The following is a 15,925-nucleotide window of genomic DNA, read 5'->3' as shown; positions in this document are numbered from 1 at the left end:
ATGATGTCAGCTGTACAGGGCAATGCTCACATCAGTCAACAAGGCGTTGGTCTTGTTGAAGTACTGGTCGCCTTATTGTTATTAGCAGTTGCAGCGTTAGGGTATACTGCCCTTCAAGCACGCTCGGTCGAATCTACAGATGAATCTCTTACGCGTACAGAGGCACAATTGATCCTGGGTAATCTTACAGAGCGTATTAGAGTAAATAGTACGAATAGCACCGTACTAGAAGAATATCAAAAGCTCATTAACAATGTGGGATCAATATCAGCTGTCGAATGTACGGCATCAAGCCCTTGTGATGCGCTGCAAACGGCTAAAAACGATGTTGCCGTATTGCAAGAGCAAGCAGATGCAAATGGCATTAGGCTTGGAATGATTACTTGTCCAGGCACCGCATCTAAAGGTAGCACCAAGTGTTTTATTGCAGCATGGAATGGCACAAGCCCTATATTAGCTATCTCAAACGAGGATAGCGACACCGCAACAGACGAAGGTGCTCAAGCCTGTTTGGACGCGCAAGGAGTTTATTTACCTAAAGCCGATTGTATATACATGGAGGCTTATTGATGGGTACGCATCATACTTCTAATCACCATGGCTTAACTCAACCTGCATATAATATAAAGTCGCAACATGGGTTTACCCTTATTGAGCTTATTATTGCTTTGTTAATCGGCCTTATTGTCGTTGCCGCCGCCTTCCAATTATTTACAGGAAGTATTAATAATCAGCGCATTCAATCGTCGGCCTCTGATGTTCAAGAAGCGGCTATTTTCAATTTAAACTATATGAAAAAAGAGATCGCTAAGGCAAACCTTGGCGCGCCGACACCGATGATGCAAGAAACACCTTGGTCAGGCGTGGTACTCACAGGGTCGATAAACTCTAATGTAACAAACAAAAATAATGAAGCACTATTGACTGGTAATATGCGCGGCATAACTATTGATGACAGCTTATTGACCCAAAGTCCAAGTACCAAAGCTAATACAGGATATAGCAATGTATCCCCAGCGATAAATAGTGATCAGCTGACTATTCAATATCAGGCGCCTTACGATGGTGTCGATTGTGAAGGCAACGCATATGAACAAAACGAAATGGTGATTGAGCGGTTCTTTACGCGATTGGACAATCAGTTGAATCTAGGAGAAACCTCCACAAACAATTTGGCTATCGTCTTAGCGTGTGATGCAGGTCGTTACAGTATAAATGATGGTTTTAATCCTGAGAATATAACCACAGACTCTATAACGATTACCGGCTTTGGTGATGCAGGCACAATATTAGTCAATCGTGTCGATTATTTTGGTATCAGATTTGGCGTATTGTCCCCAGAGGGGCTTGTGTATATACCTGTGTCAGACTACATGAAAAAAACCAATAACAACTACGACGTCGATGCTGCCATAGTTGCTATTCAAATGGGGGTTATAACGCGCGGGAATAATACAGTGAGTGGTGATACAAAAAACACATTTATTGTTAATGGCAAAGGTTTCACTATTGAGAATGGACAAAACTATATTCGCCGAGTATACGAAAGCGTGATTAGTCTGCGTAATAGTAGGAGTGAGTTATGAGGCGTACGTCATCATTAAGGGCTTTATATAAAGCGCCATCTAAAATGCCATTGGACGGCTCAGCCAAAACGCATTCTAATGATTACTTGAATCAAACCCAGCAACAAGGTGTGGCTTTGGTTGTGGTGTTAATGATCGTGCTGCTATTAGCGATAGCGGCAACAATAATGATTACCAGCTCTAGAACGTCGCTTGGCTTAACCACGACTGCCCAAGTCAATCAGTTATTATTTCAATCCTCTGATGTGCCTTTAGTTAAATTAAAAAGAATCTCTGAGAATAAGGATGAGCTTGAGAAGCTTACTGCTGAGGATCTAGCACCGATAAGATTTATGCAGCTTGAAGGGGAACAAAAGCTGTCAGAGTATGTTTTGTGTTATGAACCCACAGAACGTAATGCATTATACGCGGGTACCAGTGAGCACCGTATTATGTTAGACGGTAGAACCATAAATACCGATAAATACTGTAATTTAAACAATTCTGAATCTTATACTAGCCAAAGAGAAACCGTAGCAACGCAAGTGTCGCTATATCGAAAGTCAGCCGAATCAGAGTTAGAAGATGGTGTTGAAATTCCTCCATTTAGCGGGGTGAAAGAGGGTGGTGATCCTGCTAGCTATAACGGAGCTAATAATATTCAAATTCGAGCTGCTGTAACTTCTGTATTACCTGCCATGGCCGATAGTAAGCTAGATGTTAACGATTGTCTTAAGCTTGCAGTAGGTAATCTGGCTGGTGACAGTGCTGAGAATAATCAAATTAAATGCTTAAATGATACAAATGTACCCAAAAATATACAGATTCAAGATTTTAGTTATCAAAACGGTTACGAATAATAATATTAAAATAGGTTAAATTAATATTTAATTAAAATATACAATTATTATTTCAACTATTAGAGTTTGGCGTGAATAATAGACTTCGGCGTAAACAATGACAGCGTTAATAAAAAGACTAGGTACCAAAAGGCCCAAGATACATGAATAATTTTAAAGTTCTGCCCTTAACACTTGCAGTAGCTGCATCGCTAGCTGCTGTACCTAGTGTTACGTCGCAAGCTGCTAGTCAAGGTGATTTGGAAATTTATAAAGGCGGGCTGCCGACAGGTGAAATCGGCTCAAATTCAGGTGAACAAAGCTTACCATCAGGGAATGCTGCATTATTAATGTTAGACATGAGTTCGGTCGATGGTCAAGTCACGGTTGGCGAGTTTAACAAACGTAAAGAAAAAATGATCGAAACCATCAAGCATCTCATGACGGATACCAGTGCAGATAGAATTGATGAAAATACCTTAATCGGTCTGGGCGTCTACCCAAGCTCGTCTATTCAAAATAAAGGCCTAAGCGGAGATGGTATTACGGCAGGTATCTTTGTACCTGTAGGTCGTATCGGCCCTATAGGATCTGCGCATCGTAATAAGATCATACAGTTTGTTGAGCAATTGGGCAGTACGCCAACCCTTAGCCCTATGGCACCTGCATATGCAGAAGCAGGGGCGTATATGATGGGCACTACCACCAGCAAACTGAGTCTAGATACTAGTGATTCTGATACGCTAGATGATTATCCTGATGTTCAAATTTTTACCCGAGAATTAAGAAAAGACGATGATGACTGGGAATATTGTCCTCCAGAAAACCGCCAGTTAAATATTTATGAGAACAAAGATGCATCGGGTAAAGTAAAAGTTGCCCATGCAAGATTGGAGTGCCCTGAAACGCTGAATAATGGTGAGTCAGGATGGGTAGAAATAGATGAAGATAATGTAGCGAGTTGGAACTGGGCTTCAGGATTAGAAGATGATAGCGATAATGCGGCATCCGCAGCTGAAATTCAAAAGTTAGCGGATGAAGGTAAGAATCTCTACGACATCATTTGGAGAGGGAGGAAGCCTTGGCCAATCGATACCGTATATGATAGAAGCAAAATAAGTCCGGTAACGCTTAATTTAAGAGACTATCATTTTAAAGAAGATAAAGCATTTATAAATAGAAAAACAGAGGACAGTACCCCAAATGATAGAAGTTGGGGCGCACCTGATGGTTTCACCTATTATTATGATGCAACGGTGGAGCCTAAGTCAGCTTTAGTGCCTGAATTATTGTATCGTAAATACCGTACCCGCTTTAATTGGCAAGCGTTCAAAACAGAATGGCAGTATTGTGCCTTTGATAAAGCCGAAATGGTGAATTACATTTATTCGTCATATCGCTTTATGTGTAATGAAGAAGATTGGGTAACGGTTAACAGAAATAACGCGCAAGAGTATCCAGAAGTGAATTGGGGCAATACCCGACCTGCTGGTATAGATGGTATCGATATTACGAGCGATGGTGTTGATGAGAATTATTTCTACGACGCTATTTTAAACCCTTATAATGGTTGGCGTTATTATTATAAAGCAGGATATCTTGGCAATTATTATGCCCTGCCGCCTACTTTAAATAATAACTTTTCAAGTTCGGGTATTCGTAACTTACCACCAGAGGTGAGAAGATTTCAAAGTTATAAATATGATCAGCCCAACTATCGAATATGTACCCCAAATTATAACGCCCCAACGGGCGTAAATCCCTATCAGTCTAATCCTGATAACCGAGCAACAGAAGAAGTTTCAATTGTTCAAAATGCTGGGATATTTTTTCTAACTGCGGGTATTCCAAGCTCAGCTGCATTACCGCCACGCAATGAGATGAATAAGTCTTTGGGCTTATACCCTGAGGAAGATAATGCCACTGAGCAAGACAAACTGATTCAGTATGGGGTGGTTGATAGGCTTACTGGCGATCCTCAGTACAAATATGCATGTCAGACCAGTGGTTTGGATAATGGCAGCTCTATTTCTTATTGGGGCTGTATGGGCGCGTATTCTAGGCGCTTAAACTCTTCAAACAATCCAAGCTCTCGCGCTATTCAAACAGGCGTTCATTTAATTACTCCCCTTGATGTTAGCGTTGATCCCGATACCTGTAATGTGAGTGGGTCTGCGGCCTTAATAACAGGTGGGCCTCTAGATAATAATCGCAAAAATAGCCTCAAAAACTCATGCAAATTAGGATCTAGTGATTACGGCGGCGGCGGCTTCAATCAGACCACTACCAATACGGATGCGGCTAGCATTAAGCAATTTGCCAATCAGATAAAGACACAAATTAATGCGTTAGGCGGGGATGAATCGACGCAGTTTGGACTCGTACCCAGTGCGCCCATCGCCGTTCCAGGCAACAGCTTACGTCCTGGCGAGCTAATGAGTTATGGGTATTTGCCACTGGTCGCGCCAAATCCAGGATCGGGTAAGTCACAGTGGATTGGAAATTTACGTAAGTATAAGTCCACGGCAACAGGATACCAAGGTCAGTCTGGTTCAGGTCCGTTTTCAAATGGCTCTGGGGTCGCGGCGGCTAATACCATTCTCGCAGCGACATCAATAGACTATTGGGCGAACGAATCATACCGGTCTACAGATCAGGCAGGCGGCGTGTATGAAAATATCAAACCTGCCAGTAGCCAAGACTCTGCAAGTGCTAGAACAATCTATCTAAGCCGTGCAGATAAAGGGCCGCTTAACAAAATTAGCCCGCTTCGCGATGTGGGTAGCGAAAGTATTAATAAGGTGAAGTTGTTCTCATCATTAAGTGAGGCGCTCGATAGTAGAGATGTCGTTACACAGCGCCTTTTATTAAACTATATGGGTTATCCAATTAAGGATTACGACCCCAATGCAACAAAGAATGTAGACATATTAAACAGCGCAGATGGTGAAACCGCTGAAAAAGTGATGGGCGCAGTCATTCATTCAACCCCAGTCTCGTTTGTATCTTCCGCCAGTATTGGTGAAGATGGCGTTTATACTCCAGAAAAAGAGTATGTATTATTTGGAGCGATGGACAATGCGCTGCATATCGTCGACAACTCTAATGGTGAAGAGGTATTCTCCTTCTTCCCAAGAGAAGTCCTGACCAATAAAGGTCAATACAAAGGCATTACCTCAGAGCTGACGGGTACATTAGAAGATAACACTCCAAGTTTTGGTGTAGATGGCCCTTGGGCAGTATACACCTCGTATAAAGCCAAAGACAAAAAATTAAAAGCAGATAAGATTTATGCGTATGGTGGTGCAAGGTTAGGTGCTCAAGCATACTACGGTTTGGATTTAACAGATATTGATCAAGATAAAGCCCCCGAACAGCTGTTTACGATTACCAATACATGCGACTTTAACCGTTTGGGTTATACGTGGGCGAAGCCAGTGGTTACCAAAATTCGCTGGCAGGGTGCTCCAAAGTTGGTAGTGGTATTATCAGGTGGCTATGATACCGAATACGACAAGACCGACCAACAAAGAATTGATGAGTCAGGCTCTGGTACCTTTACCAATCAGCAAACACTTGGTAATGCTATTTATATCGTTGATGCGACGACGGGCGATCTGTTGATATCGGCCAGCAATACAGGTGAGAATGCAGGGGATACAACCGCCAATAATGCGGATGATAAATTCGTTACGGGAACCAACACCATAGCGGCGTTAAATAGCCATATGAAATATAGTATTCCTGGTGGCGTCAAAGTATTGGATAGGGACGCGGATGAACTTACCGATCATATCTATTTTGCAGATTTAAATGGTCAGGTATTTAGAATGGACATTAACAATAAAGTGTCTGATGCCAAGACGGCTTCTCGAGTCAGAGTGCAGCGTATTGCAGATTTGAATGCTAATGCTAACCAGCCAGGCCTAAGATTTTATGAAGCACCGACGGTGACCATACAAACCAATCGTAAAGGGACTAAGTTTGCGACCGTTAGTGTGGCCTCGGGAGACAGAAGTAATCCATTGGCGCAAAACCTATCAAATCATGTAGATACGTTATATACGCTGTATGATAAAGATGTGGCTCAATCAGGCGTGTTTAAAGACAGCTATAGTTTGAGCAGTACCATTACGGCAAGTAAACCCAACTTAGCCTTAGGTGTCCAGTCACTAGATGGTCTGGTCTTAAACTATAAGCCTAACGGAGCTTATAACTCATCAAGTTCAACTGGCAGCGCGTATCAAGACCACGATGGTTGGATGTCGCCGCTTACTCAGTACGGAAGTGGCTCTAGCCAAAGTAATATTGGTATTACCACAGACAGTATCAAAGCCATGGGGCCATTAGCGGCTATCGCTAATAGATTGTATGTCTCTGCGTACAATCCAAATGACGGACTTAAAAACACTCAAAACGCGTGTCTACCTGAAGTATTAGGAACCACTGAAATTCATCAATACTGCTTACCTTACGGTATTTGTAATATTAGCGGCAGCAGTAGCAATCAGTACCAGCGCTTTAGAGCGGGTAAAGGGATTATGATTCCCTCATTTGGTACAGGCTTTGAAGTAGGAAGTGAGGACACCATGTCGCGCAGTTTAATCGGTCAAGATACGCAGACCAATGTGTTTACTGAACTAAATAGTGACGGGGCCCCTGAGGTAAAATCTAGCTTCTCGTTCAAAGGCTCACTTAAGCCCTTGGCTTGGTTTGATTTACAATCAAAAATCGAGCGTAAAAAAGAAGGCCCAACCGTCAATCAATAACACCTTAGAATCTATACCCTCATAACGTTTTGGCATTATGTGCCTTAACTTTATGCGGTGGTATAGTCAGCGAACTACGAAACGGTTACGGCGTTACCTTTACGCCTATATGAGTAGTAATTGCACTCGGTTGCCTTGTAACCATTTTAGACTTCTTTAACTAGAGATGGGATATAAATTATGAGTGCTTACAACAAACGTACCTCAAGAGAGTTTGGCTTTACGCTTGTTGAGCTTATGATCGTTGTGGCTATATTGACGATTATAATGAGCATTGCCATACCCAGTTATCGAAAATATGTGCGAAATAATGTTGAGTATCAAGCACGTCAGCAGATCATGTTTATCTCTGATCAACTCTCAAGATGGAAGGCAAAGCGGTTAAGTTACGCAGGATTTGAGCCACGTGAGACGGTGAACGCTGATGGCAACTTGTATCTACCTAAGGACAGTAGTCCATCAGACTATAAATATAGAGTCGTTTATACAGCCAGTAGTCAAGAATGGCAAATACTGGCAACGCCCAATCCAAATGATCAATTGGTAAAACACTCACCGATTTATTATGCCGATAGTCTCGGCGGTGAATGTGCTTTGGTTTCAAGTAGCAATTTAAACGTTACTCAACTCTATGCAGCGGGTAAATCTTGTGATGATAACGGCGCATCGACTTGGTGATAAATAAAATTTCGAAAATATAACTGTATTTCTGTTTCATAACCGCTTGATATTGAAGCCAAATATTCATCGAAATAATTGTATGAATATTACTGAACGTTATTTTTATATTTAATTTTGTAAACTTGTTATTTTTGTATTAAAATACTCTCAAGTAGGTTTAAATTTATTATTAAGTTTAAGCTTATTTTCTAAAACTCTATATATCAATTGAGCTATATTTATAGCTAGTTAAATGTATATATCAAATCTAGGTAGTTGGTATTAAACTATCTATTAATATTACTCAAAGGAAACACTATGCAAAACCAAAAAGGTTTTACGTTAATCGAACTAATGACTGTAATTGCAATTATTGCGATTTTGGCATTGATTGCTTTACCTGCGTATCAAGATTATACACAACGTTCTGCTAATACTGCATGTTTAGCTGAAGCTCGCTCATATGTAGGTATTTCTATTGCTGATAAAGCAACAGGTAATGATCTAAGTCAATATAAAAATTCTGCATGCAAGGATGTAGATATTGCTAGCTTAAAGAGTGATACCCCAACTTTTGATGATTTTAAGGATGATATTACATTCACTCCACCACAACGGGGTAGTGAAGATAAGTTACGTAAAACGATATGTAGTGCTGAAAGTGGTAACTGTAAATTAGAAGATTAAGTCGTCGTAAGTCCCAAATGATTAGATGATTCGAATACCTAATCAAATGGGACCCAATAATGGTTAAGGTGTTATTTCAATATATACTTTAAACTATAAATATATATTAAATTCTTGAATATTAAGTTTTAACGATATAAAAAGCGACCATTTAGGTCGCTTTTTTAATTTAACGCTACGCTTTAAACACTGCTAGTAAATTATTACCGCTCTAGATACTGGATCTTACCTTCTACACCATCCCACTTTTCAGCGTCAGGTAATTGGTCTTTCATTTCGGTAATATTAGGCCATTCGTCTGCAAGCTCTGCATTAATTTCAATAAATTCTTCTTGACCCTTAGGCACTTCATCTTCAGAAAAAATAGCATTTGCTGGGCATTCAGGCTCACACAGGGCGCAGTCAATACATTCGTCAGGATGAATGACCAAAAAGTTCGGCCCTTCATAAAAACAGTCTACAGGGCAGACTTCAACACAATCGGTGTATTTGCAGCGAATGCAGTTATCAGTGACAACAAATGTCATAGCGAGCTACCTTTGTATATTGTATCTTGATAGAATCAAACGACCACTTTGGCATGCCCTGTTGTCATATGCATTAATGACGTAACAAAAAGGATATTTGGCTAAATGGGCTAACTATCAAGATGAGTTGGAAGAAGTGAATACCAGATATCTACTAATATCTACTATCAGATATCTACTAAAATATAATTAGGTCGCTATTTTACCTTGTAACGCACTATTTCACAAATTATGATAAATCCGCTTTTACATCTTGTTTCAACTTATATATTAAATCCAGTGCTTGTTTAGGCGACAGCTCATCGGGCTCAATATCATTTAGAGTATTAAGTAATGCTTTAGCCTTTGCATTTAAAAGGGGCGGGGCAGTCTCATGGTTAGTCGCTTTATCAGCTTTATTGTCCGTCTTATTTAGCGATTCTATTGTATTTGAAAACGAATCAACGTGTTCATTGACATCAAAGTTAGGATTCTCATTACTGTTATTAGCTTCATTTGCATAAGCTTTATCTAATTTAGCATGAGAGTTAAGCTCAGTGTCGCCACGCTTAATGCCGTCACTACCACCACTACATAGGTTTGGCGAATTAGCCGATTGCTCAAGATGCTGGCTCTGCTCGACAAGATATTGCTCAGCCGCTTCTAACACCGTATTCGGAATACCTGCCATCTTGGCAACATGCAACCCAAAGCTTGAGCTTGCTGCGCCGTCTTGTATACGGTGTAATAGTAATAATTGACCATCGACCTCACTAGCTGCGACGTGTACATTACGAATTTTTTGATTTAATGCTTCTTGATTGACTAATTGGGTCAACTCAAAATAGTGCGTAGCAAATAAGGTTAGGCTACCCATGTCACAAAGCTCAATTGCACATGCATGTGCAATTGCCAGTCCATCTGTGGTAGAGGTGCCGCGACCAACCTCATCCATGAGGACCAACGAGCGATCTGTTGCTAGGTTTAATATTTGTGCCGTTTCAATCATCTCCACCATAAAAGTCGACTTACCACCCGCTAAATCATCAGCCGATCCAATTCGGGTAAATATTCGGTCGATATCACCTATAGTGGCGCTAGTTGCAGGCACAAAGCTGCCACAACATGCCAGCAATACAATCAAAGCAGTTTGGCGCATATAAGTGGATTTACCGCCCATGTTCGGTCCGGTAATCAAAAGTAATCGCTCAGCGTGCGGCGAGGTTCCCATTTCGCAATCGTTTGCCACAAAGTGCTGCGGTGCATTGACGATAGCGCTTGTACTGCCAGTAGAGTTGGGTTTACTCATGGCCTCAACGACCAAGTGACGCCCTTGCTGGATATCGATATAGCTCTTTTGAGCATCGAGCTTTGGACGCACCCAGTGATTGTCTTTTGCCAATACAGCCCAGTTCAGCAGCACATCTATTTGGGCAATGGCAGCACTAAGACGCTGAAGATGATGTAGCTGCTCGCTTAAATCATGCAATAGCTTTTGATATAGGGCTTTTTCACGAGCTAAAGCGTTGGTCTGGGCATCTAAATACTCAACCTCAAGGTTTTTGAGCGGTTCGGTGATAAAGCGCTCGCTATTTTTTAAGGTTTGACGACGTATGAATTGTTCAGGCGCCTGCGCAGCTTGACCTTTTGGTAATTCAAAATAAAAGCCGCTTACTTTATTAAATCCAACTTTTAAGCTAGGTAAGTTGTACGCGTCACGTGCTTGCGCTGCCATATCGTCTAAAGTGTCTTGAATATTGTCATGCAAACTGACCAGCCGATCGAAGTCCTCATCATATCCTGAGGCAATCATCCCGCCCTCTCTAATATGTGCAGGAGGCGCCTCAACAATGGCACGTTCTATCAAATCTGCAATGTCTTCAAGCTCGGTATGGGCAGTATGGGTTACATGAACATTAGGTAAGTGTGCAGCCAATAGCGGCAGCAAACCAAAGCCTTGCGGCTCTAACCCAAGCTCAATAAGTTGGTTCGCCAATTGGTGACTATAGCGAATACTTTGCGCCAATCGGCGTAAATCGCGGGGTTTGGCGCTACGTAGTCCTATACGACTGCTAATACGCTCAATATCAGCGATGTTTTGTAAAGTCTCTTGTAGAGCGGTTAAGGCTGATAGCGTAGGCTGATTGGTAAACCACTGCACCGCGTCTAATCGGTTGCTCAGCGTACTATGTGCCTGTGCTAAACGAAGCGGGCGCTTAAGCTGATTGGATAATAGACGCCTGCCCATAGGTGTGGGGCATTTATTGACCACCTTTAATAGGCTAGTGCCCGTACTGCTCACGGATTCAAATAATTCTAAGTTACGACTGCTTATATCATCGATAATTAAATAGTCTTCATCCCTCTCGATAATAAGCTCGGTCACTTGCGGGGTATGGCGCTGCTGAGTTTGCTGTGCATAGTGAATGAGCGCCGCACTACTGGTTTGAGACAACGGGCTATCAGCGATACCCACGCCCTCTAAGGTTTGAACCTTAAATTGACGGCACAACGTATCGTCTGCGTGCTCAGGGTTAAAGTCGCTTGCCGCCACACTAATGACTGGGCAATAAAGCGTATCTTGTAGCCAGTGACGCCAGTCATCTGACATCGTTTCGGGAATGATAACCTCGCTGGGTTCAAAGCGATTTAATACAGTAAGCAGGCGCTGTTTGATTAAAGCTTCATAATCAAGCGTCTCGTACTCAAGGTTCTGAACGTCATCGGCCTTAGCTGAGTCTGAGTCAGTGGCTAAGGATGTGTCAGGGACTGGGTTTGAGGCGTCCGAATTAACAACGAGCGTTTGCGTACGGATGGTGCCAGCATTGATATCTAGCTGACTGATTCCTGCAGCCAGTTTCGACTGTTTGTTTGCAGCTTTAGGATGATATAGATCAATGGCGACGACACTAGGGGTATGATTTGGCGCAATAAGCGCATCATCGGTTAGCGTACCTGCCGTAAGGGTCTTGACCACTTCACGGCGCATGATGCCCTTGCCGGCAGGCTTAGTTTCTTTTTCATTTTGTTTGTTAGAGGCCTCCGAGGCGCCAGACGCTTTATTGTCACCAGACTTTTCGTTCTCTAATAACTCATCATTTGGCTCATTGTCGTCGACTTGTTCACAAATAACCACAGTTTCACCAGCAGCTATCAGTCTTGCCATGTAGCTTTCTGCTGCATGAAAAGGTACGCCTGCCATCGCAATGTTGTTACCCGCTTTGTCATTGCCACGCCGTGTTAAGGTAATGTCCAATATATTGGCAGCACGCTCGGCATCTTCAAAAAATAATTCATAAAAATCGCCCATACGATATAGCAATAATGCCTGAGGATACTGTGCTTTTAGGGTTAAATACTGAACCATCATTGGGGTGTGGTTGTTCAGGTCGTACTCAGTACCAGCTATATTGATAATATGAGTATTGTGTAGCGTTTTTGACATAATAAGACTTATTAATTGTGCAGAGTATAGTGGAGCGGGTGAACATCAATTAACCATAGCATTAAACTATAGCATTAAATGGCAGCATTAAGCGTGTTGACAGATGCAAGGTTCTTGAAAACATAATGTTCTTTAAAACGCTATGTACTTAAATGTTAAATGTACTTAAATGTTAAATGTACTTAAATGTTAAATGTACTTAAATGCGAGATGATTTTAAAAACGCTATGATGATATATTATATCAAGTATTGTAGCTAAACCCCTATTTTAGCAGTAGATGTTTTATCGACAGCCTCTAATTGTAAAATTATTCATAATATTGTGTCTGAGTAAACATATACCCTTGTATCTATCGATGCTGTTACCATATATAATAAATAAAAATTTTTTTAGGTCGGCAGTTTAATATGCTCGACTATGTCGAATGTAGGTCTTTTATAATATGTTGTCAAAAATAATCGGAAGCGTTATTGGTACCAAAAACGATCGCGAACTCAAACGCATGCGCCAGATAGTCGCTAAGGTGAACGATCAAGAATCTAACGTGTCATCGCTCTCAGATGAGCAGCTTCGAGAAAAAACGGCAGAATTTAAACGCCGTTTCGATGAGGGCGCAAGCTTAGATTCTTTATTACCCGAAGCCTTTGCGGTGTGCCGTGAAGCCTCGATGCGTGTGCTAGGTATGCGTCACTACGATGTGCAGATTATCGGTGGTATTACCTTGCATGAGGGTAAGATTGCGGAGATGCGTACGGGTGAGGGTAAAACCCTAATGGCGACCTTAGCCATGTACCTAAATGCATTAAGCGGCAAAGGGGTGCACGTTGTTACTGTGAACGATTACTTGGCCGCGCGTGATGCGGACTTAAACCGTCCCTTGTTTAACTTTTTGGGATTGACCGTGGGCGTGATTTACTCTCAGCAGCCGCCCCAGGAAAAAGTAGATGCGTATCAAGCAGATATTACGTACGGTACCAACAACGAATATGGGTTTGATTACCTACGTGACAATATGGTATTTAGTTTAGCGGAGAAAAAACAGCGTGCGCTAAACTTTTGTATTATCGATGAGATTGACTCAATCTTAATTGATGAAGCGCGTACCCCGCTTATTATCTCAGGCCAAGCAGAAGACTCTTCGGCAACTTACGCATTAATTAATCAAATTATCCCTCGTCTGATTCGTTCTACCGATGAAGAAGCCAACAAAAATAACGAAGACGGCGACTTTTGGATTGATGAAAAGAACCGTTCGATTGAAATCAGTGAAAAAGGCTATGAGAAGATTGAATCGTTTTTAGTCGAAGTCGGAGAGCTTGGCGAAAACGAAAGTTTATATAGCCCAACACGTTTGCCATTATTGGCACACGTACAAGCGGCAATTCGTGCGCACCATATATTTGTAAAAAACGTGCATTACATTGTCGATGACGGCGAAGTTGTTATTGTTGATGAAAATACTGGCCGTACCATGCCTGGACGCCGCTGGTCCGATGGTCTGCATCAAGCAGTAGAGGCCAAAGAGGGCGTTGAGATTCAAGCTGAGAACCAAACGCTTGCGACTACTACTTTCCAAAACTATTTCCGTCTGTATGATAAGTTATCAGGCATGACCGGTACCGCCGATACCGAAGCGGCAGAATTTAAATCTACATATGATATGGATGTGGTGGTTATTCCAACACATATGCCTATCGCCCGTATTGATTTGGACGATCAGATATTCTTATCAAAATTAGGCAAATACAAAGGTATTATCCGAGAGATCAAAGAGATTCAGGCCAAAGGCGCTCCGGTACTTGTTGGTACGGCAACGATTGAGGCCAGTGAAGAGCTGTCTTATTTGATGGATCAAGAAGGTATCAAACATAACGTACTTAATGCCAAGCAGCATGAGCGTGAAGCTGAAATTATTGCGCAGGCGGGTAGTCCTAGAGCGGTAACCATCGCGACTAACATGGCGGGCCGTGGTACGGATATCATCTTGGGTGGTAACTGGCAGGCTTATATTATTGATCCTGAGAACGTGAGTCCTGAGGAGATGAAACGCCTTAAAGATGCGTGGCAGAAAAAGCATGATGAAGTCATTGCTGCAGGCGGATTACACATTATAGGCTCTGAGCGTCATGAGTCTCGACGCATTGATAACCAGTTACGAGGCCGTGCAGGCCGTCAAGGTGACCCTGGACAATCCCGTTTCTTTTTATCTTTAGAAGACGACTTAATGCGTATCTTCGCAGGCGATCGTGTGGTCAATATGATGCGCGCTATGGGTCTAAAAGAAGATGAAGCCATTGAGCACAAAATGGTATCGCGCTCCATTGAGAATGCTCAAGGTAAGGTTGAGAGTCGTGACTTTGATGCACGTAAAAGCTTGCTTAAGTATGACGATGTCGCAAATGAGCAACGTAAGGTTATCTACTCTCAGCGTGATGATTTACTAGCAGAAGCGGACTTAAAAGACGCGATTGAAGAGATGCACCGTGATGTTTATGATGCGCTCATAAGCCAATTCATACCCCCTGGATCTATTGATGATCAGTGGAATATCGATGGTCTTGAAGATGAGCTTGAAAGCGAATTCAAATACTATATTCCTATTAACGACTGGCTAGATGAAGATCGCCGTCTAGATGAAGAGGGTCTGCGCGAAAAAATCATTCAAACCGCTATCGATCGATATCGTTATCGCCGCGAACAAATGTCTCCTGAAAATGCGGCGCAGCTTGAGCGCCACTTTATGCTACAGAGCTTAGATCGCCACTGGAAAGAGCACTTAACGCAAATGGATCAGCTACGTAAAGGGATTCATCTACGCGGCTATGCTCAAAAAAATCCAGAACAAGAATATAAACGTGAATCTTTTGATTTGTTCCAAATGATGTTAGGTGCTATTAAATCAGATACGGTTCAAGATTTATCTCGTGTTCATATTCCGACCAAAGAAGAGCTAGAAGCTATGGAAGCTGAGCGTTTAGCGCAAGCTGAGCGACAGAAGATGATGTTTGAACATGCGGAGATCAATAGTTTAACGGGTGAAAGAGAAAATGCGCCTCAGCCAAATTCACAGAATCAGAATACGCAAAACGTCACTGCCAGTGTTCAATCAGGATCAAATCCTGCATCGGGTGCTAATGAAGGTGGTGAATACGCAAATCTTAATATTAGCCGTAATGCTCCATGCCCTTGCGGTTCTGGATTAAAGTATAAACAGTGTCATGGTAAGATTTAGTGAGAGTATTTACTGTGGCAGCATACTAAATAATTTACTAAATAATTTACTGAACAAAAGACTATTGCTTAAAATAGAATAGCCTAAGTATTATATATCTTTAATAACTGTTTTAATAACTGTGGCTTTATTAAATTATTAGTAGCATACTAAAGTAGAGGCCATAGTTAGCATTTGAGGTTTTAATTATCAGTAGAGGCTATACTTAGTAGTAAAGATA

9 protein-coding genes are annotated in these 15,925 nt (G+C 41.8%); 7 read left to right on the top strand and 2 right to left on the bottom strand.

Going from position 1 to position 15,925, the window contains the following annotated elements; all coding sequences use genetic code 11:
• The 6 genes from pilV (at position 1) to AC2SLP_RS05400 (ending at position 8,520) form a co-directional block, all read left to right on the top strand.
• Positions 1-570 (top strand): type IV pilus modification protein PilV, encoded by a 570-nt coding sequence (pilV, locus tag AC2SLP_RS05425; protein WP_486535622.1) that lies wholly within the window; start codon positions 1-3, stop codon positions 568-570.
• Positions 570-1,586, top strand: coding sequence for a PilW family protein (locus AC2SLP_RS05420; RefSeq protein ID WP_486535621.1), 1,017 nt, complete (start codon positions 570-572; stop codon positions 1,584-1,586). Before pilV ends, AC2SLP_RS05420 begins: the two co-directional genes overlap by 1 nt.
• On the top strand, positions 1,583-2,425 hold the full coding sequence (locus AC2SLP_RS05415) for a hypothetical protein (protein WP_486535620.1): 843 nt from the start codon (positions 1,583-1,585) through the stop codon (positions 2,423-2,425). Before AC2SLP_RS05420 ends, AC2SLP_RS05415 begins: the two co-directional genes overlap by 4 nt.
• A gap of 143 nt (positions 2,426-2,568) precedes the next feature.
• Positions 2,569-7,173, top strand: a complete 4,605-nt coding sequence (locus AC2SLP_RS05410) for a pilus assembly protein (RefSeq protein WP_486535619.1) — start codon at positions 2,569-2,571, stop codon at positions 7,171-7,173.
• A 180-nt stretch (positions 7,174-7,353) separates the two neighbouring features.
• Positions 7,354-7,851, top strand: coding sequence for a type IV pilin protein (locus AC2SLP_RS05405; RefSeq protein ID WP_486535618.1), 498 nt, complete (start codon positions 7,354-7,356; stop codon positions 7,849-7,851).
• A gap of 300 nt (positions 7,852-8,151) precedes the next feature.
• Complete coding sequence (locus AC2SLP_RS05400; protein ID WP_486535617.1) at positions 8,152-8,520, top strand: prepilin-type N-terminal cleavage/methylation domain-containing protein; 369 nt, start codon at positions 8,152-8,154, stop codon at positions 8,518-8,520.
• 203 nt (positions 8,521-8,723) lie between these two features.
• On the opposite strand, the gene fdxA is transcribed toward AC2SLP_RS05400, so the two are convergent.
• Positions 8,724-9,047, bottom strand: coding sequence for a ferredoxin FdxA (gene fdxA / locus AC2SLP_RS05395; RefSeq protein WP_486535616.1), 324 nt, complete (start codon positions 9,045-9,047; stop codon positions 8,724-8,726).
• 229 nt (positions 9,048-9,276) lie between these two features.
• The gene (mutS, locus tag AC2SLP_RS05390) at positions 9,277-12,471 is read right to left on the bottom strand and encodes a DNA mismatch repair protein MutS (protein ID WP_486535615.1); all 3,195 of its coding nucleotides are present in this window, start codon (positions 12,469-12,471) and stop codon (positions 9,277-9,279) included.
• A gap of 444 nt (positions 12,472-12,915) precedes the next feature.
• Between mutS and secA the strand changes: the two genes are divergently transcribed.
• Complete coding sequence (gene secA, locus AC2SLP_RS05385; RefSeq protein ID WP_486535614.1) at positions 12,916-15,705, top strand: preprotein translocase subunit SecA; 2,790 nt, start codon at positions 12,916-12,918, stop codon at positions 15,703-15,705.
• Positions 15,706-15,925 lie beyond the last annotated feature (220 nt).

Source organism: Psychrobacter sp. CX21 (assembly GCF_057396255.1).
Note: the sequence above shows the minus strand (reverse complement) of the source record. Positions and strands in the feature narration are given on the sequence as shown.